Source organism: Rhodococcus sp. T7 (assembly GCF_009872365.1).
Lineage (GTDB): Bacteria > Actinomycetota > Actinomycetes > Mycobacteriales > Mycobacteriaceae > Rhodococcus_F.
Window position 1 is genome coordinate 53,945 of the sequence record NZ_WXYH01000389.1, and the last position, 20,347, is coordinate 74,291.

General features: G+C 63.1%; 16 protein-coding genes. 5 read left to right on the forward strand and 11 right to left on the reverse strand.

Going from position 1 to position 20,347, the window contains the following annotated elements:
* Window positions 1-298: 298 nt before the first annotated feature.
* Together MLGJGCBP_RS44200 and MLGJGCBP_RS44205 are read right to left on the reverse strand one after the other, a co-directional pair.
* A complete protein-coding gene (locus tag MLGJGCBP_RS44200) occupies window positions 299-1,393 on the reverse strand; it encodes an acyl-CoA dehydrogenase family protein (RefSeq protein WP_160102755.1) in 1,095 nt (364 codons plus the stop codon).
* Window positions 1,390-2,556, reverse strand: coding sequence for an acyl-CoA dehydrogenase family protein (locus tag MLGJGCBP_RS44205; protein WP_236581645.1), 1,167 nt, complete (start codon window positions 2,554-2,556; stop codon window positions 1,390-1,392). The genes MLGJGCBP_RS44200 and MLGJGCBP_RS44205 overlap by 4 nt, the downstream gene beginning before the upstream one ends.
* Here MLGJGCBP_RS44205 and MLGJGCBP_RS52535 point away from each other — a divergent pair.
* Window positions 2,491-2,640 (forward strand): hypothetical protein, encoded by a 150-nt coding sequence (locus MLGJGCBP_RS52535; protein WP_236581647.1) that lies wholly within the window; start codon window positions 2,491-2,493, stop codon window positions 2,638-2,640. The genes MLGJGCBP_RS44205 and MLGJGCBP_RS52535 overlap by 66 nt on opposite strands.
* A gap of 28 nt (window positions 2,641-2,668) precedes the next feature.
* Here the strand turns inward: MLGJGCBP_RS52535 and MLGJGCBP_RS44210 are convergent, their stop codons facing one another.
* The 4 genes from MLGJGCBP_RS44210 to MLGJGCBP_RS44225 form a co-directional block, all read right to left on the reverse strand.
* On the reverse strand, window positions 2,669-3,523 hold the full coding sequence (locus MLGJGCBP_RS44210; RefSeq protein WP_160102759.1) for an SDR family oxidoreductase: 855 nt from the start codon (window positions 3,521-3,523) through the stop codon (window positions 2,669-2,671).
* Between the two features lie 96 nt (window positions 3,524-3,619).
* Entirely contained in the window at window positions 3,620-4,375 is a 756-nt protein-coding gene (locus MLGJGCBP_RS44215) for an enoyl-CoA hydratase/isomerase family protein (RefSeq protein WP_160102761.1), read from the reverse strand.
* 269 nt (window positions 4,376-4,644) lie between these two features.
* Window positions 4,645-6,195, reverse strand: a complete 1,551-nt coding sequence (locus tag MLGJGCBP_RS44220) for an AMP-binding protein (protein ID WP_160102763.1) — start codon at window positions 6,193-6,195, stop codon at window positions 4,645-4,647.
* A 183-nt stretch (window positions 6,196-6,378) separates the two neighbouring features.
* Window positions 6,379-7,272 carry an alpha/beta hydrolase gene (locus MLGJGCBP_RS44225; protein ID WP_160102765.1) on the reverse strand — a complete coding sequence of 298 codons (894 nt, stop codon included), beginning with the start codon at window positions 7,270-7,272 and terminating at the stop codon, window positions 6,379-6,381.
* Between the two features lie 233 nt (window positions 7,273-7,505).
* Here MLGJGCBP_RS44225 and MLGJGCBP_RS44230 point away from each other — a divergent pair, with 233 nt between their 5' ends.
* Window positions 7,506-9,125 (forward strand): flavin-containing monooxygenase, encoded by a 1,620-nt coding sequence (locus tag MLGJGCBP_RS44230; RefSeq protein WP_160102767.1) that lies wholly within the window; start codon window positions 7,506-7,508, stop codon window positions 9,123-9,125.
* Between the two features lie 443 nt (window positions 9,126-9,568).
* Here MLGJGCBP_RS44230 and MLGJGCBP_RS44235 read toward each other — a convergent pair whose 3' ends face one another.
* On the reverse strand, window positions 9,569-11,371 hold the full coding sequence (locus MLGJGCBP_RS44235; protein ID WP_268960817.1) for a sigma-54-dependent Fis family transcriptional regulator: 1,803 nt from the start codon (window positions 11,369-11,371) through the stop codon (window positions 9,569-9,571).
* 558 nt (window positions 11,372-11,929) lie between these two features.
* Between MLGJGCBP_RS44235 and MLGJGCBP_RS44240 the strand changes: the two genes are divergently transcribed.
* The 3 genes from MLGJGCBP_RS44240 (at window position 11,930) to MLGJGCBP_RS44250 (ending at window position 15,101) form a co-directional block, all read left to right on the forward strand.
* A complete protein-coding gene (locus tag MLGJGCBP_RS44240) occupies window positions 11,930-12,376 on the forward strand; it encodes a hypothetical protein (protein ID WP_160102771.1) in 447 nt (148 codons plus the stop codon).
* A 424-nt stretch (window positions 12,377-12,800) separates the two neighbouring features.
* The gene (locus MLGJGCBP_RS44245) at window positions 12,801-13,985 is read left to right on the forward strand and encodes an acyl-CoA dehydrogenase family protein (protein WP_160102773.1); all 1,185 of its coding nucleotides are present in this window, start codon (window positions 12,801-12,803) and stop codon (window positions 13,983-13,985) included.
* A 3-nt stretch (window positions 13,986-13,988) separates the two neighbouring features.
* Entirely contained in the window at window positions 13,989-15,101 is a 1,113-nt protein-coding gene (locus MLGJGCBP_RS44250; RefSeq protein ID WP_160102775.1) for an acyl-CoA dehydrogenase family protein, read from the forward strand.
* 23 nt (window positions 15,102-15,124) lie between these two features.
* On the opposite strand, the gene MLGJGCBP_RS44255 is transcribed toward MLGJGCBP_RS44250, so the two are convergent.
* From MLGJGCBP_RS44255 to MLGJGCBP_RS44270, 4 genes are all read right to left on the reverse strand, one after another.
* Window positions 15,125-15,583, reverse strand: a complete 459-nt coding sequence (locus tag MLGJGCBP_RS44255) for a pyridoxamine 5'-phosphate oxidase family protein (RefSeq protein ID WP_201453325.1) — start codon at window positions 15,581-15,583, stop codon at window positions 15,125-15,127.
* A 756-nt stretch (window positions 15,584-16,339) separates the two neighbouring features.
* Window positions 16,340-17,533, reverse strand: a complete 1,194-nt coding sequence (locus MLGJGCBP_RS44260; RefSeq protein ID WP_160102777.1) for a phosphotransferase family protein — start codon at window positions 17,531-17,533, stop codon at window positions 16,340-16,342.
* Window positions 17,530-17,706, reverse strand: a complete 177-nt coding sequence (locus MLGJGCBP_RS44265) for a hypothetical protein (protein WP_160102779.1) — start codon at window positions 17,704-17,706, stop codon at window positions 17,530-17,532. The genes MLGJGCBP_RS44260 and MLGJGCBP_RS44265 overlap by 4 nt, the downstream gene beginning before the upstream one ends.
* Before the next feature lie 475 nt (window positions 17,707-18,181).
* Window positions 18,182-20,347, reverse strand: a complete 2,166-nt coding sequence (locus MLGJGCBP_RS44270; RefSeq protein ID WP_160102781.1) for a 3-hydroxyacyl-CoA dehydrogenase NAD-binding domain-containing protein — start codon at window positions 20,345-20,347, stop codon at window positions 18,182-18,184.

Consider the following 20,347-nt stretch of genomic DNA (forward strand, 5'->3'; position numbering starts at 1 on the left):
CACCGAGGGCTTCGCCGTCATCGAAGACACTGTCCAACTGGCGCGGTGGATGACCGAATCGAACACCGGGTGGGAGGGTGGGAGCGTCTAGGCCTCCACGGCGTCGTGCGCCCCGGGGCTTTGTCGTGATCCCCGGGGCGAATGCCGTGCCCTGTGAACGCCATTCCCTGCCGAAGTTTCCGCAGCCGACAATGGGTGCTTGATCAAGATCGAGCCCCGACGGGGGAGAGCTTCCGGGCCTGCGCCGACCTGCGCGAGGCCGACGACACGAACGCCCGACCGGTCGGTCACGGCGACGCTACGCGAGGACCAACTCTCGGAGCCTTTCGTCGTTGCCGACACGTCCGCCCAGCAGTGACTGGTCCTGGTGTGCGCGGCGCACGTAGAAATGTGCATCATGTTCCCAGGTGTAGGCAACACCCCCCGTCATGCGCAGGCACTCCGTTGAAATGTCGACGGCTTGGCCGGTGGCCGCTCGCATCGCCACCGCCGCGTTGATCGCGAAGTCTCGATCACCGGAGTCCGCGCACCATGTCGCGGCGCGGACGGCGGATTGGACCAGCTCGAGTTGGCAGTACATGTCGGCGAGCCGGTGCTTCAACGACTGGAACGACCCGATGACCCGCCCGAACGCCACACGGGTCTGCGCGTACGTGGTGGTGTGGGTTATGCAGGATCGGATCAAGCCACTGAGCTCGGCCGCGATCAGGACCGCCATTCGATCACGAAGACCCTCGGCTGCACCAGGTGCCAGAAGTGCAGTGTCGCCGACGACCTTGTCGAGATGGACATCGGCGAAGCCACGCGTCAGGTCGAGACTTGCGACCGGTTCGATGGTCACTCCATGGGCGCCGCGCTCGACAATGACGACACGAGCGGCGACATCCGACGGCACGATGAGAACGAAAATGTCGGCATCGGGAGCGTCCATCACATTCGGGCACGACGCGGTGATCCGGCACCGACCGCCGTCGATGTCGACCGCCGGGGCGCCGGGCTGGAAGTCGCCGTCGACACCGAGGACGACGGCCGCCGTTGCCTCCCCTTCGACAAGCCGACTCACATACTTGTCGGCGATATCGCCGCCGGCCATCTCGAGCGCGGCAACGGCAGCTGTCACCGAAAGCACCGGGCCACCGCCGAGAACGGCGCCGAACTCCTCGAGGACCAGGGATGCTTCGGTGAGTCCGGTACCGCTTCCGCCGCGGTCGGGATCGGCGATCAGGCCGGCAAGACCCAGTTCGCCGCAGGCCCGCTTCCAGACCGCTGCGTCGTGGCGGAGCCCGCCCTGAGCCAGTAACTCACGGGTGTGGGCAACAGAGACGCGCCCGGCGAGGAACCGGCGGGTGGTGTCCTGCAGCACTTGCTGTTCGGGGTCCAGTGTCAGTTTCATTCTTGTACTCCAAGAGCCGATGTGTTGTCGCCGGTGACTCTGAGCTCGCGGAACGGGCGCTGCCGCAACGGGTCCGGCTCACGTGGGAGGCCGAGGATTCGCTCGGCGACGATGTTCTTCTGGATCTCCTCGGTGCCACCCGCGATTGCCAGACCAGGCGAGCCGATCACGGTCTGCATCACGTCGGTCGGCGAGCCACCGGGGTCACGGCCGGTGACCGCCAGCGGCCCCAGTACACGCGAGGCAGTCTTGGCTGCTTCGATTTCGTTTCGTCCCATCAGCAACTTGACGATGGAGCCACGCGCGCCGATCGCCGTCCCGGCTTCAGCCTCCTGCGTCAGGCGGAGCCGCAGATGGCCGACCAGGCGGTCGGCAACAAGCAGATCGAGAAGGTCCGCGCGCGCCGTATCACCCAGAAAGCGGCCGTGCGTTCGTGCCAGGTTGAGGAGATTTTTCACCGATATGGTGTCGGTATCTCGGTCGCCTTTCCCCAGACCCGTCGACACGGCGGCGCGTTCGTGCTGGAGCGTCCGGCCGGCGGCTGCCCAGCCCGCGCCGACCTCGCCGAGCGTCATCGATTCCGGAACGAATGCGCCGTCGATCAGTACCTCGTTGAAGAAGGCTCGACCGGACACATCGGGGAGCGGGCGAACGGTGATTTCCGGCTGGTGCATATCGATCAGAAACATGGTGAGACCGGCGTGCTTGGGGACGTCCGGATCGGTTCGGGCCAGAAGTAGCGCGCGGTCGGCCAGATGCGCGCCGGACGTCCACACCTTCTGTCCCCTGACGACGTACCCCCCATCGACACGTGTCGCGGATGTTCGGATTCCGGCGAGGTCTGATCCCGCCTCCGGCTCGGAGAACAGCTGGCACCAGATGGCATCTCCGGTGAGGATGTCACGGCAGAACGAGGTCTTCTGCTCCACAGTCCCCAGCTCCAGGATCGCGGGACCCACCGTGCCCAGGCCGAGGCGGAAGACCTTGAGCGGGAGGTTGTATCGCGCGCTCTCGACGGCGAACACGTTCTCGTCGGATTCGCCGCGGCCCTGCCCGCCGAACTCGACCGGCCACGTGATTCCGACAAGGCCGGCTTGGTGCAACAAACTCAGAAACTTCCGCGACGTCTCGATGTCCACATCAGCTGCGGCGTGGTCGGCCAAGAACTCCGACGCGTTCTGGGCAAGCCAGGACCGGGCGTGCTCGCGGAACGACTCGTCGACGTCATCGTGATCAAGCATGTGTAAGCCTCCTGGCTCCGGCATGTGGATCGGGTCAGGCCAACTGGCGGGGTTCGGACCAGTAGCTCATCAGCGGATCATCGGCGTTCGGACCGTTGAGGTACGGCGTGAGATCCGTGATGCCCGCGAACCGCTCCAACACTTCATCGTCGATGAAGAACTGGCCGGTAATCTCTTTACCGGCCGCGGTCAGGACATAGTAGGCGGCATCGGCCATGATTTCCGGCTTGCGGGTGCGCTCGAGTAGCTCGGTGCCCTCCGCGCCCCGTGCGAAGAGGTTGCGAACGGCGGCGGTATCGATAGCGGTCCGCGGCCACAGCGAGTTCACCGCGACGCCGTGGTCACGAAGCTCCTCGGCATGCCCGAGAGTCGCGAGGCTCATCCCGTACTTGGAGATCAGGTACGCGGTGCCGCCGGTGAGCCACTTCGGCTCGAGGCTGATCGGCGGCGAGATGGTCAGGATCCGTGCGTACTCGGACTCCTTGAGGAACGGGATGGCGTGCATCGACACGGAGAAGGTCCCGCGCGCGTTGATGCCGTTCATCAGGTCGTATTTTTTCATCGTCATCGCGTCGCTATGGCTCATATCGATCGCGCTCGCGTTGTTCACGACGATGTCGATCCCGCCGAAGACGTCGGCGGTCTTAGCGATCGCGGAGGCAACAAAGGCGTCATCGCGAATGTCGCCGACGAGTGGCAACGCTTTGCCACCCGCCTGCTCCACGGCCTCGGCGGCTGTATAGATGGTGCCGGGAAGCTTGGGATGTGGTTCGGCTGTCTTGGCGAGCAAGGCCACGTTTGCCCCATCTCGTGCGACACGGATCGCGATGGCCTCGCCGATTCCCCGGCTACCGCCGGAGATCACTACTGTCTTGTTTGCTAGTTGCATGTCCCATAACCTATGGCTCGTCGGGTGAGTTACGTTGTCGCAACGTGAAACACGGCCGAGGGCACGTGCTCACATGCTCGATCGCAGGGCGTCAACTCAGGCATCGGCGCGAGCGGCGAAGGCTGGATCGGCGAACAGGGCGACCTGGGCGAGGAGCTCCGATCGCAGACCGTTCTTGATGGCGCCCTCCCATGTCTGGTCGACGAGCTGCTTGCTGATCTGCACGGCGGGGTTGTTTCTCTGAGCGATTTCATGGCACAGCGCAAGCGCTGCCTCATCGAGCGCCTCGGGCTCGACGATCTCGTCGACCAGGCCCCATGCGAGAGCTTGTTGGGCCTCGATTCGGCGCCCGGTCATCAGCATCAACTTGGCGCGAGACGGTCCGGCGAGAATGGTCGCGAGGACTGCGCCCCCGGTGTCGGTACTAATTCCATACAGCACCTCGGGGAGGCTGAGCTTGGAATCGGTGGAAGCAATTCGGATGTCTGCAGCCATGGCCAGCTCGAGGCCGCCACCGATCACGTGGCCTTTCAGCGCGGCCACGACGGGTTTGGCCGAGCCGAGGAGCGCCAACCGATGATCTTGGGCGGCACGAATGTACTCGTAGTTGTTGGCGTAACGGGCGTTGTCGATGCCCGACTCTCCGGAGTCGATGACACTCATGTCACGTCCCGAGCAGAACGATCGACCCTCACCGCGCAGTAGGATGACGTCGATTGCCGGATCTGCTGACGCGTCGGCGAGGGCGACGGGCAGCTCGTCGAGGGTCGGGTCGTCGAGCGCATTGTGCCGATCGGGGCGATTCAGGGAAATGACACGGACACGCTGGGAAGTCTCGACCAGGATAGCCACGTAAAGCTCCTTCTCTAGGGTGAGGTCTACAGTCTAGAAACGGCGTCGCTGCGCGAGGTGTCGCATTGTGGTACGGGCCCGGGGCCTGGGGTCTCCGGGCGCAGGCATCGCCGGCTTCGGCCATTTATGTGGCCGGATGTTGGTGCGGCGAAGCGGAACCGAACTCCACTGCGGCACGCTCGGAACCAGCGGACACCGGACCGGGTGCGTATTTTCGGTTCGACCGTATCCGGCAGCTTCAGCGCCGGGAGGGTACGGGTCCCTCACATCTAGACGAGGGGGGTAGCGTGGCCTTCCCAGTATTTCTTCCGCAGACCCTTTTTGTCCAGTTTTCCGTTGCTCGACCGGGGAACTTCGTCGACGTAGTCGATTGAGCGTGGCCTTTTGAACTTGGCAAGGCGGCCCTCGCACGCATCCAAGAGGATCTGGGAGTCGTAGGTGTCCGGATCAATGCCGTCCCGGAGCTGCACAATCGCTTTCACTTCTTCGCCGCGGTCCTTGTTGGGAACCCCGATGACCGCCACATCCGCGACGTCCGGATGATCGGCGAGCACGTTCTCGATCTCCTGCGGGTAGATGTTCACTCCGCCCGAGACGATGGTGAAGGCCACCCGGTCGGTGAGGAAGAGGTAGCCGTCCTCATCGAGGAAACCGATATCGCCGACCGTGCTGAGCATGGCGTCTGGGGTGCGGCTTTCCGCCGTCTTCTTCTCGTCGTCGAAGTATTCGTAATTGATACGTCCACGGAACCACACCTGACCGATGGAACCGGTTGGCAACTCGTTCCCGTCGTCGTCGAGGATCACGATCTCGCCGACTTTGGCCCTGCCGACAGTGCCCGGCCGCTCGAGTGCCTCGCCGGAGTCGACGAACGTGATGCCGTTGCCCTCGGTGGCTCCGTAGTACTCGTAGACGACTGGTCCGACCCAGTCGATCATTTGCTGCTTGACCGACGTGGGGCAGGGAGCGGCGCCGTGGAGGAGTGTCTCCATGGAGGCCATGGTGTGCTTCTCTTTGAACTCGGCGGGGAGCGCCAGCATACGCGACATCATCGTCGGCACCACCAGAGAGTTCGTCACCTGATACGTGTCCACCAGCTCGACGTACTTCTGGGGGTCGAAGTGCTCCATGATGACGACGGTCCCACCGAGCCGGATGGTGAGACTAGCCGGAGCCTGCCCACCCATGTGATGCAGCGGCCCCGGGACCAGTGTGACGCAGCCCGGGTGCAAGCGATAGATCTCGGCTACGAACGCCATGATCGGGAGCGGGTCCGAGGGGGCCATGTCGGGTAACTCGCGTGCGATCCCCTTGGGCCGCCCGGTCGTTCCAGAGGTGTATGCCATGTAGGCACCAACTCTTTCATCGGCCTGCGGTGAGGTCGGCAACGTCTCGGTGACCTTTGTGTACGACTCGAAAGGTCCTTCCGACTGCTCGAGGCCCACCATGAGCCACCGCTCGACCTGCGGACACCGCTTCACCAATTCCTCGGCAACGGGTCGAAGGGCAACTGTGGTGATGACGACCCGCGCCGTGGAATTGTTCACGATCCACGCTGCCTCTTCGGCGGTGAACTTTGCGTCGATCGCGGAGTAGTACAGGCCACTCCGTTCCCCGGCGCTGCACGCAACAATCAGCTCCAGGCTGTTCTCCATGAAGAATGCCACGTGGTCGTGTCGCACCAGACCTTGATCGCGGAAGAGATGCGCGAGCTGGTTTGCGGAAGCATCCAACTGTCCGTACGTCAGCTGTCGGCCCGAACCACCCATGACCGCGGCGATGCGGTTCGGGTTCTTCCTGGCTTCCTCGTTGGGGTACATATATCAGCCTTCTTCGTCGTTGTGGATGATGTCTGGACCGCCCGTGCACGCACATCCGGCCCGCAAAGTATCGGACCTCGACACCTTCGGGTTTTAGATATACCGGCATGGACGGACCGCAGTGTGATGGCCCCGGGTATCGCGGCCGCGTGCTCTACTGTCGGTCAGGATGCAGCCGAGGGATCAGGCCGATTTGGCGTGGGTTCGCACGAACCCGCCCAGTCGTTCGAGCGTGGCTTGACCTTCGGGCAGGATCGAGAAGAACGTCGGCCAGATATGTCCCAGATCGTCGCCGATCTCGAGGATTGCGTCTCCCCCGGCGGCGTTGACCTTCTCGACGAGGCGGGTGGAGTCGTCGAGCAGTGCCTCGATCGAACCAGCAGTGACGTACAGAGGTGGCAGACCGTGGAGTTCGTCGTAGATCGGCGAGACCTTCGGATCCAGCGGGTCGCCATTCGGGTAGTAGACCTGGGCCATCCCCGCGACGGTCTCCGGTGTGCACGCATAGTCGATTCCGGCACCATTGGTCTTCATCGACTCGCCGCGACCCGCAAGGTCGGTCAGCGGGGACAGTGCGATCGCCGCAGCCGGCCGCAGGCCGGCGTCGCGAAGGATCACGTTGGCGGCAATGCACAGGCCGCCGCCCGCCGAGTCGCCCCCGATAACGACGCTGCCCTCCGGGCATGTCCTGATCGCCCACCTCGCGGCGGTGACTGCGTCCTCGATCGGTGCAGGATAAGGGTCCTCAGGTGCCAAACGGTAGTCCACCAGCAGCACCTGCGCGCCGCTTGCCTTCGACAGCTGGTAACCGAAGTTCTGGTACGCATCAGCCGACCCGACCATGTATCCGCCGCTGTGGAACCACACGATGGTGCGACCCTCCGAGGTGCCGGCGACGCCGACCAGCAGGCAACGTACCCCATCCGCGTCCACCTCCGACACGGAAATGTCTGCTGGGACCGGTGCGTGGGCAATCAGCTTGTCGTAGTTGCTCCGCAGATCGTCGAGGGACAGGCCGTCTCCTTCAATCAGGCGGTAGAGATTCCGCATCATCTCGCGTCCGGTGAGTTCGGTCATCGTTACTCCTTATCCGATCCGTCAACAGGTGATTCTGCGACCATCGTCGGTCATGTCAACGCGACCGTCCCATATGGCGACACCGACCCGCGGGTTCGTCCTCGACTCCCCGACGATTTCCGGTGTTGCATGTTGCGACGCTTCTATGCACACGGCATCGCGCCGGACCAGACTGCCAGGCACCGTCGGAATTGTGACCGACGCAACACTCACCACTTCGGACAGGAGTCACCGTGGCCACTAGCCAGCGATCAACGCGGTCATCGCAGGACACAGAAATACTCGACGCGCTCGTCATCGGCACTGGAATCAGCGGTATCCATCAGCTCCACCGCTTGGCGGAGGAGGGCCGGAGGGTCATCGCCCTCGAAGCCGGGCCCGCGGTCGGGGGCACGTGGTTCTGGAACAGCTACCCGGGCGCACGAACCGATTCCGAGGCGTATACGTACTGCTACTTCTTCTCGAAAGAACTGCTCCAAGAATGGGACTGGCCCGAGCATTTCGCGAGCCAGCCCCAACTCAACCGATACCTGAACCACGTCGTGGACCGGTTCGGCATTCGCCCGCTGATCCATTTCAATACAACAGTGACCGCCGCCACATGGAACGCCGAGGAAAACTATTGGGAGATCCTCACCAATAACGGTGAGCGGTACAAGACTCACATCCTTGTGACCGCCATCGGTTTTCTATCCGATCCCCACTTCCCGGCGTTCCCCGGCCGGGAGAAGTTCCGAGGCGAATCTCATCACACCGCCCGCTGGCCGGGTGAAGTCAGTTTCGCGAACAAGCGTGTGGCCGTGATCGGCACAGGTTCAAGCGGCGTTCAGGTCATTCAGACGATCGCGGACGACGTCGCATCGCTGACAGTTTTCCAGCGCACACCCAACTGGGCCACCCCGTTGAACAACGGACCGGTCTCCCCCGACGAACTCGAGACGATCAAGGCGACCTACGATCAGATCCACGCGTCGACACAAAACCTCGGCGGCTTCGTCCACGACTTCCCGGATCTGTCCGCCCGCGACCACGACTCTGAACAGCGACAGCTGTTTTGGGAAGAGCTTTGGGACAAGCGCGGTTTCGCGTCGCTGTTCTCAAATTATCCCGAGGTGATGGAGTCGGAGGAAATCAACCGCGAATACTGTGACTTCATCGCGGAGAAGATTCGATCAAGGGTGAACGACCCTGAAATCGCCGCGAAGCTCATCCCAACAGATCATGGCTACGCGGCCAAGCGACCCCCCATGGAGATCGGATATTACGAGGCCTACAACCGCGACAACGTGGAGTTGATCGATACCACGGAGAATCCAATTCTCGAAATAACCGAACTCGGAATAAAGACAAAAGAACGCGAATTCGAATTCGATCTCATCATTTACGCCACCGGTTTCGATGTCGGTACCGGAGCATTCAACAAAATCGACATCACCGGACTCGACGACAAGAAACTCAAGGACGAATGGGCCAACGGTCCGATCACGCGGATGGGCATGCTGACGCCCAACTTCCCGAATCTTTTGATGATCGGTGGCGTTCAGGCACTAGTCGGCAACGTTCCGCGAGTCACCGAATATCAGGTCGAGTTCGCCGTGCGACTCCTCGAATACATGGATTCCAAAGGACATAAGACAGTTGATGCCGATCAGCAGGCCGCGAAGGACTGGGTCGACCATCTCGCCGGTGTTGTCGACGGCACGATTTTCGATGGTGCATCGTCCTGGCAGTGGGGCGCGAACATCCCCGGAAAAGCGCGAAGCTTCCTGCTCTATCCCGCGGGTCTGCCTGCGTACAAAGAGTGGCTCTCGAACACCGAGGCCAGCGGATACGACGGCCTCGAGTTCACCTGACGTCACGTGAATCACTAAACGCCCCCGCAGTACGGCGGGTGAGGCTGGCGAAGTAGCGCCTCGAGCGCATGTCCTACTTCGCCAGCCTTTCGCGGCGCGCAGACCTCCATGCGGCCCGAACTTCACGGAGGGCGGCCGCTCGGCCGCGACCTTCATATCGTGTGGTGACGTGCCGGCTCCCGATCCCCGGCACGGTTTCGACGCAATCGGGTTGGCAACGCCGCGACCTCATCGATCAGGGCGTGAGCAACACCGACTGTGCCGTACAGCCACCGAATCCACACGCAGACTTGATAGTTCGCTGCCGACCCCCCGGATGATGCCGACCGGCCGGTAGAGCTGCTTCTCCCCAGCACGCATCGTCCACTGGTTGCGGTGCGCATTCTCGACCAAGACGAACGCACCGGTACGCGCGTCTCGCTAACCTTCTCAGAGAAGAAACCTCAGTAAGTCGACCCCGACAGGTCGATCCCGAGTGCGCGAACCTTTCGGTAGAGAGTCGACCGCGCGATTCCTAGCTTCTCAGCAGCCAGGCTCTTATTTCCGTCACTGGCCTTGAGCGCCTGAATGATCGCCTGTACCTCGGAGTACTCCAATCCGTACAAAGGCCGCCGCCCGGCGAGCGCGAGGACCTCGGATGGCAGGTCGTCCCGCCGGATATACGGGCCGGCATGCCGCCGAATCATCGACGTCACGATCTTCGCCAGGGAGGCGACGTTGGCCGACCACGCGACACGGCCCAATGTCTGCACGGCCTCTGCCGTCCAGACCGGACGCATCCCAGACGCGACACGCTTGCTTGTCAGCGAATCCAGCAAGAGCGGAAGGTCACCAATTCGATCCTTCAGCTGCGGGATCTGAATCACGACCCCAGGCCAAACACCGAAGTCGTCGGCCGACAGACAACCGTCACTACTGTCATTCCACAACATTGCTGCAATCACTTGCGCCGATGAACTAGTGCCACGCAACACGTCACTGAGCTGGCGCACACCGAATCCTCGACACATATGCAGGTTGTCGACGATGATCGGTCCCGCTCCCGTGAGTGCGGAGGCGATCTGCTCGCGGTGATCCGATGTCGGGTCAAGGTCTATCAGGGCGACTTCACCATCGGACTGATAGGTTCGCGCCAATTCGGTCAGAACACTCGTCTTCCCACTTCCCGGGCCTCCGATCAGCAGGATGGCCTTACGATCGTCCAGAGCGAGGCGCAACTGCCGGCAGAACTCGAGCCAGGCGATGCTCTGCCCGGCAAGCCGCGGTAAAATTACCGATTCTCGAGGCGACAGTGGCGGACACGACACCTTCAACTGAGTCGACCTCGATGGGCCATTCTTGAGACGGAGTGTGGCACCCACAACGTCGTCTCCGCGTGCGATCGGCTTGCAGTGCACCTCTACGAGAGTGCCTGAATCGGGAAGCATCACTTCGAATGAGCCGGACCGCCCCAATCTCACCGATTCAGCTGCCAACTCCCACAACAATGTCTGATCGACATTCGCGATCAGACGTGCGGCAGCCGCATTACTGATGACGGTCCGCTCATTGAGGCAGATCACCGGATTTCGTATGTCATGGCTCTCCGACATGAACGCCGTGAGCAACTGTTGTTCCCGCGCAGACGCCGAATCGAGGATGGAGCGCTCGATCTTGTCGGCTTGGTCCTCGAGCCACGAAAGCATCAGGGGAGACGCTTCACGGACAGCACAGCTGAGAGCCACCGTCCCAATCATCCGGTGGGTGATCGGGTGATGTATTACTGCGCTTGCCGACGCCAACGACGACCCACTCGTCGGGAAGTGCTCGGCACCAAGAACGAGCGCATTCTTGCCGGTCTCGAGGGAGATGCCGGCTGCGCATGTCCCAACGGAATTCTCGGCAAGGCTGAACCCCGGTGCGATGTTGCGCGCGTCGAGGCGGCGGGCAAATTTTGGATCGTTGACACGATGCTCGAGGATCGTGCCCACCTCGTCTGTGAACATGAGTGCGGACGGAAAGTCCCACATCCCGGCGCGATAGCGATCGACAAGAGGTTTCGATGCTCGAACCAGCTGACGGTCTTCTAATGATCCTCCGACGACACGAACACCATTGACTCCGTTCGCGTCAAGGCCGTACAGCTTCGACCGGTGCCACGAATCAAAGATTACCGGGCGGACCACCCCAGCGGGCGGGACTAGCCCGTCTGACAAGAACGCCTCTCTTGCGGCGTAAAACTCGCGAGAATCATCAAGAGCTAGCATGCTCACTCCCATATGCACTGATCAACCTGTTCGTCCACAGTCAATCTAGCTGCCGATCTTTACCGCGAAGACGGAAAAGGTCAAGCACCCAGAGCATTGTGCGCAAGATCGTCTCACAATTCAGGACGGGTGATGTGATCCTAGTGGTGCAATGGTGATGTGGCGACTGGTCGTCCGCGGGAGCGTGCGAGCACGTCGAGGCCGAGGTGGTCGGTGGCGGATCGTCGATGTGTCGCGAAACGCTACATATCACCACTCAACGCGGCCGGCCGACTGGCACGCTGGGAACCTGTCGGTGTATCCCTGATGTCAGAAGGCTGGAAGCGGTGTACTTCCGCTACACGCGCGGCGGGAAGTGCGCCGGAGGATCTATTGGTGAGCCATCTAGCGCCAACCGTCGATCGAGTGTTCATACCGCCGCTGATGCTGATTGGTGTGACGCCTCCGAGACATTGGGCATCGAACAAGTTGAGGGAAACTTGATCACAATGAACACAGGCCTGACAGCGCTGACCGCCGGGATGTCGCCGTCTCGGGCGACAACCAAGTGAGGTTGCAATGACGACTCCGACCGATGATCTTCGTTCCGCTCTCGACGGTCTCACTCTTCCTGGTGGCCGACTACGGATCGAAGCCTACGAGGCGGTGACCGACGAAGGGTCGGTGCTCTCGGATCCGCATCCGGACGGATTTGCCCATCCGATGTGGTTCATTGTCGCGGCGGTTCGATGCATGGGAATCACCATTGAGGAGCTGTGCATTCTGGCGCAGCAGCGCGAAACCGACGAAATGGAATGCGGAAACCGCCATATCGTTCAGGACCTGCCCTTGTTGGTCGGCGCCACGTACGACGCATCGGCGACAATCACAAATTTCGAATCACAAACCACGCGCGATGGCTCGCAGTTGGACACGGTATCCGTGGCAGTTAGCCTTCGATCGCCCGCCGGGGATCTGGTCGGCTCAGTTACCAGCGAGTACCTGTTCAGGCGCGCGACTGGCTGAGTCTGGTTAACCGCACCCCAATCGGAACACATTGAAGCGGATGCGGGTTGCCAAGTCGGCGAAGCGCGCTGGTGAGCGTGCGGCAAGCACCTCAACGCAACGCGGGCCGCAAACCACGCAGGGGGCACCGGGATCCGGGGGGCGGCGGCGAGGTCGCTTTTTCCCCGACCATTCGCTTCACCAGACTCACCTGTGTCGGCGCTCTTCTCGGGAGCATCCGCAACCGCGGAGTGCCAAAACAGCAAGTCCCGGCCTCCCCGGGCGAGCAGAACGGGGCGAAGCCGTGCCATTAATCTGTCCGGACCGGCCACTGCTCGTTGACGTTGTATCGAGATGGGACATGCAACGGCACACAGGGACGACATCCTGATGGTGCACATGGCCGCGGCAACAGGCAATGGAGTCAGGAAGGCTGCCAACGAATATGAATTTCGAATTCAACGAGGAGCAGGACCGGTTTCGTGAAGACCTACGACATTTCTTGAACGACGAGCTGACCGACGAGTGGCGGGGTATCTACGGTTCTAATGCCCATGCCACCGTGCAGCTCACCCGAGACATCTGCGTGGCGCTCGCCGAGCGGGGTTGGTTGACGCTGTCGTGGCCGAAAGAATACGGCGGCAGCGACGGGGACCTCTGGTCGCAGATGGTGCTCCGCGAGGAGATGTGGGCGCACGGTGAACCACGTGGACCCCAGTACATGAATCTGAACTACATCGGTCCGATGATCATGCGGTTCGGTAGCGAGGAACAAAAGCAGCGGTTCCTCCCACCGATGGCCGCGGGGTCGGTGATCTGGACCCAGGGGTTCTCCGAGCCGGGGGCCGGGTCGGATCTCGCGTCGTTGCGGACGCGAGCCGAGGACAAGGATGACCATTTTGTCGTCAACGGTCAGAAGATCTGGAACAGCTACGCGAACTCACCGGCGGACTGGTGCCTGCTGCTGGTTCGCAGCAACACCGAGGAGAAGAAACACAGGGGGATCTCGGTTCTGCTGGTCGACATGACAACTCCGGGTATCACGGTACGACCGATCCGGAGTATGGGTGGCTTCGGCGAGATCAATGAGATCTTCTTCGAAGACGTCGTGGTCCCGAAGGAGAATCTGCTGGGCCCGCAGGACGGTGGCTGGCCGCTCATCACGTACGGGTTGTCATTCGAGCGGACCGGTATCGCAACGCACGGACGCGCCCTGCGCACCATCGAGCAACTCATCGATTACGTTCGTACGACCGAGCGTGATGGGCGCCGACTCTGCGACGATCCGGAGATCCGCACCAAGATCGCCGACCTGTACTGCCGTTACCGGGCCGCGCGGCTCATCAGCTATCGCGTGACGTCGATGGTCGAGGCCGGCAAGGAACCCGTTGCCGAGGCCTCGATGGCCTGGATACATGGCGGCCAGGCCACCCAGGAGGCAGCCCGGGTTGGAATGGAGATCGTCGGGTGGAACGGGTTACTCCGGGAAGGTGAGTCCGACGCCCCGATCGGCGGCGCGATGGAACGTGAGTGGATCGAGATGATCCCGATGTCGATCGGGGCCGGGACCGTCGACATACAGCGCCTGATTGTCGCTCAACGCGGCCTCGGGCTTCCGAAAGCAGGCTGAGACATGGATCTGAATCTTGACCGTGAGCAGGAAGACCTGGTCGACACGGCGCGACGGTTTCTGGCACAGAGGTTTCCCCTGACCGAGGTCGATGGGGAGATGGCCCATCATCACGACCATGAAGAACTGTTGCGTCAGGTCGCCGAGCTGGGATGGCCGGCCCTCGCTGTTCCATCCGAGCATGGTGGCGCCGACGGCACCCTCGTGGAGCTCGCGCTCCTGGCCGAAGAGCTCGGACGGGCGGGTCTCACGTGCTCGATGACGGCGTCGACGGCCTTGGTGGCGTTGCCGTTGGTGGCCGCGGATGACGCACGGTATGCGCAGACACTGTCCGGGATCTGCGAGGGAGCGATCGTGGCGACCATGCCGCTGCTCCGCGAAGGCGTCGCCGACGAGTGGTCCGAGCATGCCGCGGTGGGCGTGCGCGACGGGGAGGGATGGGTGCTCAGAGGCGCCTACACACTCGTTCCGTTCGCCGAGCAAGCGCACGTGTTCCTCGTCGATGCCGAACTCGCGGACCGTGGGCGATCGTTGGTGCTTGTCCCCGCCGATCGGGTCGCCGTTCGCCCACAGTCGGTGATCGGGGGGGAGCCGAGGGCGGCCGTCGTCTTCGACGGTGTCCGGGTCACCGCTGATGAGGTTGTCGACGTCGATCCGTCGCGGGTCCCGGGTGTCGTGGAGCGGGCTCTGCTCACGGCCACGGTGCTGCAGTGCGCCCACGCCGTCGGTGCGTGTGAGGCGGCACTGCAGCTGTCGGTGAAATGGGCCATCGATCGCGAGCAGTTCGGCCGCCAGATCGGATCGTTTCAGTCGGTCAGCAATCGGTGCGCCGACATGCGGCTGGGGATTGACGCCGCGCGCCTGTTGACCTGGGAGGCCGCATGGTCGCTGGCGGAACACCGATCGGAGGCGGCCGAGTTCGTGTCGGTGGCGAAGGCGTATTTGACCGACATCGGTGACATGGTCGTCTTCAACTCGCACCAGGTGCACGGCGCGATGGGTTTTTCCACCGAGTACCCGTTGCACGTGTTCACCAGATCCATCAAAGCGTTCCGCGTGACACTGGGGTCCGGGGCAAGTCACCTCGAGCGGGTCGCGGCGGCCATCGGCCTCTGATATCGCGGACCCGCGGGGCGGGGTCAGGTGCCGGTGAGTCGAGCCTTCGAGTTGTCCCAGCTCAGTGGCTCGTCCACCGGTTCGATCCGGATGATCACCTGATCCGCATAATGGGTGCGCATCGCCGCGGGGAGGGACTCGTCGGCCGGCCTGAATGCCGCATACCGGTCGGCAAGGGCCGCGGCTGCCCGGGCCGCTTCATCACCGGGTGCGAGGGTCCTTCCGCGGGCGGCAAACCCGACCGCAGCGAGTTCCGTCCAGGCATTGCCACGCTCGACCATGAACCAGCATCGGTCGTCCCGCTCGAGCCGTTTGACCTTCGCGGCCCCGGATGGTGACGCCACGTAGATGACTCCGTCGATCGGAGCGAACCACACGGGCAGGGTGACGGGACACCCGTCTCGCCGAAGGGTGGTCAAAATTCCGGTGTGGCCCTGTTCCACGAATGCACTACGTTCCGCGGCGTCCATTCCCAGTCCCATTCCTCAACCCCTCGTCGATGCTTGGTGATCCGCATTCGATCCTGCCCTCCCCCAGTCCGCCTGCACGTCGCGAATCGCGACACCGCACCCGCAGCACGGATTCCGAGCGCGAGCAGCGAAAACAGCTCTTCACAGGCACTCACCCACAATTGACGGAGCTCCATGAAATCCGCCGTCATCGACGCGGGCCGGCCCCATCCGGAAGGGGTAGGAACGTCGCGACGTCGACGACATGATCGTCGAACGTCTTTCCCGGACCGGGCGAACGGGCATCCTCACCCCGGCCACGCACTCGGAGCTCATGGCGGACGACTGCTCCCGACGAGGCCGATCAATCTCGCGAACACGGGCCACCATTACGCACTTCAGACGATGTGCGAGGGCGGCGCCGTGACCAACACCCGCTCATCGAGCACCGAACGTCTCCGGACTTTGGTGCTACCCAGGGCGGCGCCTGGTGATCTCCCGCCTTTTCCGCGACGCCGGGCTCACGTGGGACCTGCATCAGAATTCTCGCCGAAGCGGAGCCGACCGGCAATCTGGTCCTGCCTCGACGGTCGACATTGCCGATACATCATCTGTCGCGCGTGCGCCGCCATGTATGCGTGGACCGGTTCGATCGGCATCTTGGGTGAACAATGCCGAATTCCCCCGCGACACCGTGGTGTGGTGGGTGACGGACGCCCGACTTCGGTGGCGGCCCCCACGGCACGTGTTGTAGCCCTAACCTTCGCGCCGATTTGCAGGCCACGAAGATCAGGATCGGTTCAGGGCTGCGAACGTATCGAGGTCGACCACGGCCTGCGCCATCCGCGAGATGTTGAGGAGAGCGACCTCGTCGGACTGCATTTTCGGCTGAATGGCGCTACGCCCCAGGGTCGTCAGCCAGAAAGTCAGTCCGTGCAACAATTGCTGGCGATAGGACAACCAGACATCCTTCGGGTCGTGCGGTCGTCCCGAAATCTGTGACAGCCGGTCGGCATAGCGGTCGACCAGGTCACGCTCCCACGTCTGTCGGTCCGCAGGCTCGAGCGATGACATGAGCGCGTACCCCACATCGCGAGTTCCGTTTCCGCGCGAGTATGCCGACCAGTCGAATAGACCCATGCGGTTGTCCGGCAGACGGTACCAGTTGCCGGCGTGGACGTCCGAGTGCACCAGCCCGCGGGGAACCTGATCGTCGAGCGACAGGGAATGCATGAATTCACTGTGGAGGATGTCTCGCCGTTGCATCAGCTCTGCAGGCACGTGGTCGGCCGCGCGGTCGAGCCCGACCACGGCCCGTCGCTCCCAATCGACAAACGCATTGAGAACTTCCTGAACGTCGATCGTGCGCATCACCCAGCGCAGGTCATCGGAGAATCGTGGACTGTCGAGGAACGCGCCGTGCACTTCGGCCAACGTGTCCACAACACCCTCGGCCTGCGCTCGGGTGAGCGGTTTGCGACAGTCGCCGAACGTCAGACCCTCGATGCGGTCCATGTCCTCGATCAAGAGGATGGATCGTCCGGAACGACGGTCGGCAGCGCCGTAGTATCCGACCGGCGCCAGGATGTTCGTTCTCGGTTTGATGTCGCGGTAGAACCGCACCTCTCCGGTGGCGCCGCCGTTCGCCCCGACGTGCAATCTGGTCACAAACGTCGAGGTCGATTTCACGAACACCGTCGCCGGGAGCCGGTCGACCTCGGCGGAGGGTCCTGCGTAGTGAGGAGTGAGGCGACCGCGGCAGGTGGTGCCGTCGCTGACGGTCTCGTGGTCGGCCGATACCACCCGGACAGAGGTCTTCGAGCACAGCGCTGCCGTCAGCCACTCAGGCGTGAGCGAGTCCGCGAACGGCGGCACCACGTCGAGGGTCGTCGGCCGGGGTCTGGTGACACGATCAACGAGATATCCGCGTCCCACTCGCAGCATCTGCCGACCGAGATCGAGTCGAGATATTGTCGCGCTCATACCTTCTCCTTGAAAATCTTGTCCAGTGGAGCATCGCGCCCACCGAGGTTCACCGTGGTCTCGATCGGCGACACATGAGCCAGGTCGAGCGTGACCCAGGGCAGTATCATCTCGGCGTCGCGCCCCTCTGCCAGCCGAAAGATCGCCGCAGCGACACACGCGGGTTTGCCCACGGACTCGGGATGGCCGTGAAGCTCATGTGGGCCTGGCCAGGATACCGCCGCCGCCGTCGTGCAGGGATCCGAGGAACGCCGGCACCCGGTGCAGACAGGAGCAACGAAGCGAAGCTTTTCGGCTCCGTCGTCGACCACCGTCTCGAGACCACCGGTCCGGTAGATGGGCTCATGAGCACCGGACCGATCGCCCGCGGGAGGTCCCCATGGGCGATGGGTTCCCTTGAACCGCCCTTCGGCCGCCCGGACCATGTCGACATCGATCCACTGGTGATCGCCGGTAACGGCGAACTGGTCGGCACCCCCCGTGATCTCGACCAGTCGCTGGTGCCGAGTCCTGGTCGACCGCGGCCGGCAACTCGGGCAAACCAGCGACGGCTTTCACGGATGTTCATTCTCGGGTGGTGCACTCTCAGGTCGAGGTGGGTGGGCCACGGATCTGGTCCAACAGCGCACCGATACGTGCGGCTCTCGCTCACTTTTGAGTCTCGAAGACCGATCGCAGCGAGGCCGGCGGCGTGAATCGGCGACCGTAGGTTGCCGAGAGTTCTTCGGCGCGGGTGATGAATCCGTCCACCCCGCCGTCGTAGCCTTGGACGTACTGCATCACGCCACCGGTCCATGCCGGGAAGGCGATGCCGATCAATGATCCGACATTCGCGTCGACGACCGAGGTGAGCACTCCCTCATCGAAACACTTCGCCGCCTCGATGGCCTCGGTGAACAGCAGACGCTCGATGAGATCGTTCATCGAGGGGTGTGGACCGGGGCCCTCGAAATGTTCCTCGAGGCCTGGCCACAGGTTCGTGCGGCGTCCGTCGACGAAATCGTAGAACCCGGCACCGGTCGAACGACCACAACGCCCGTAGTCGTCGATGAGCCGGATCAGCACCGGCTCCGAGGGATGCGGCTGCCACGGCAGCCCCGCAGCCTCGGCCGACGCCTTCGCTTCGTCGAGCACCTTCCGCGGCAGCGTGATGGTGACCTCGTCCAGGAACTGCAGGATTCCGACGGCGTACCCGGCCTGTTGGCTGGCTCGTTCGATGCTGACCGCCGGAATACCCTCACCGATCATCGTCAGCGCCTCGTTCATCCGGGATGTGATCACCCGGCTGGTGAAGAAGCCGCGACTGTCGTTGACGACGATGGGGGTCTTCTTCAATTGCAGGCCGAGGTCGAATGCCCGCGCGAGGCTTTCCTGGCTGGTCTTCTTGCCAATGATGATTTCCACCAATGGCATTCGATCGACCGGGGAGAAGAAGTGCATTCCGATGAACTCGGGTTGGCGTTCGACCCCGGTGGCGAGTTCGGTGATCGGGAGGGTGGAGGTGTTGGATACCAGCAAGGCGTTGGGGACGTGGGGCTCGATCCTGCGGAACAGATCCTGTTTGACCTTCGTGTCCTCGACCACGGCCTCGATGACGGCCTGCGCGCCCGACAGGTCCTCATCGCGGGTGATGACCCGGATTCGGTCGACCAGTGCGGCCGCGTCCTCGGCGGACATCGTACCGCGGTCGACGGCCTTCTCGACCAACAGCCGAGAGTAATCCTTGCCACGCTCGGCCGCCGCTTCGTCGACGTCCAGCAGGAGAACATCCATACCGGCGGCCGCGCCCTGATACGCCAGTCCGGCGCCCATCATGCCCGCCCCGATGATCGCGAGGGTGGTGACGGGCGGGGCGGCTGGCAGGTCGGGACGGGCGGCGCCGCCACGAACCGCCTTGAGGTCGAAGAAGTTGGCTTTGATCATGTTCTTCGCCACCTGACCGACAACGAGTTCGGTGAAGTAGCGGGTTTCGACCTCCATGGCTGCGTCGAATCCGATGCGCGCGCCCTCGGTGGCCGCCGCGACGATCGCCCGCGGCGCCGGGTAGTTCGCCCCCTTGACCTTGCGGTGCACCGCCAATGTCAGCAGGCCGGCGACCGTGTCGGTCGGCTCGCCGGGAATCTTGTACCCCTTGACATCCCACGGCTGTGACGCATCCCCGGGGTGCGCCCTGATCCAGGCGGTGGCTGCTGCGATCAGCTCGCTCGGTGAATCGACGACCTCGTCGACGATCCCGATTGCGAGGGCCTTGTCGGCGTTCACCGTGGAGCCGTTCAGCAATAGCTGCTCGACAGCGGTGCGGAGTCCGAGGAGGCGGACCGCGCGGACGATCCCCCCGCCGCCGGGCAAGAGTCCCATGGTCACCTCGGGGAAACCGACAACCGTGCGCGGCGTGCGAACCGCGATCCGGTGGTGGCAGGCCAGCGCGATTTCGAGCCCCCCGCCGAGTGCGCTGCCATTGAGGGCGGCCACGACCGGAACTCCGGCAGTCTCGAGACGGCGCAGCAGCGCCTTGGTTCGCCGCACGCCGGCGGCGAAGTCGATCGCCGAATCCGCAGTGACCTGTCGGATTGCGTCGAGGTCGCCGCCGGCGAAGAACGTGCGTTTCGCCGATGTCAAGATGACGCCTGCGACCGTGTCCTTCTCGGCCGCCAGACGGTCGAGTACTGATTCGAGGTCCTTCTCGAAATCAGGGGTCAGCATGTTGGCCGTCGAACCCGGTGTGTCCATCGTCAAGACGACGACGCCGTCCGCGTTCTTCGACCAGATAATCGTGGCCGTGGCGAGGTCGTCAGGGGCCTGGGTGGTTGTCAT

What these genes read in the sequence shown, in the direction of transcription:
- MLGJGCBP_RS44200 (WP_160102755.1), bottom strand. Translation starts at nt 1,393, where the DNA reads ATGAAACTGACACTGGACCCCGAACAGCAAGTGCTGCAGGACACCACC.
- MLGJGCBP_RS44210 (WP_160102759.1), bottom strand. Translation starts at nt 3,523, where the DNA reads ATGCAACTAGCAAACAAGACAGTAGTGATCTCCGGCGGTAGCCGGGGA.
- MLGJGCBP_RS44220 (WP_160102763.1), bottom strand. Translation starts at nt 6,195, where the DNA reads ATGTACCCCAACGAGGAAGCCAGGAAGAACCCGAACCGCATCGCCGCG.
- MLGJGCBP_RS44225 (WP_160102765.1), bottom strand. Translation starts at nt 7,272, where the DNA reads ATGACCGAACTCACCGGACGCGAGATGATGCGGAATCTCTACCGCCTG.
- MLGJGCBP_RS44235 (WP_268960817.1), bottom strand. Translation starts at nt 11,371, where the DNA reads ATGCTAGCTCTTGATGATTCTCGCGAGTTTTACGCCGCAAGAGAGGCG.
- MLGJGCBP_RS44240 (WP_160102771.1), top strand. Translation starts at nt 11,930, where the DNA reads ATGACGACTCCGACCGATGATCTTCGTTCCGCTCTCGACGGTCTCACT.
- MLGJGCBP_RS44245 (WP_160102773.1), top strand. Translation starts at nt 12,801, where the DNA reads ATGAATTTCGAATTCAACGAGGAGCAGGACCGGTTTCGTGAAGACCTA.
- MLGJGCBP_RS44250 (WP_160102775.1), top strand. Translation starts at nt 13,989, where the DNA reads ATGGATCTGAATCTTGACCGTGAGCAGGAAGACCTGGTCGACACGGCG.
- MLGJGCBP_RS44255 (WP_201453325.1), bottom strand. Translation starts at nt 15,583, where the DNA reads ATGGGACTGGGAATGGACGCCGCGGAACGTAGTGCATTCGTGGAACAG.
- MLGJGCBP_RS44260 (WP_160102777.1), bottom strand. Translation starts at nt 17,533, where the DNA reads ATGAGCGCGACAATATCTCGACTCGATCTCGGTCGGCAGATGCTGCGA.
- MLGJGCBP_RS44270 (WP_160102781.1), bottom strand. Translation starts at nt 20,347, where the DNA reads ATGACAACCACCCAGGCCCCTGACGACCTCGCCACGGCCACGATTATC.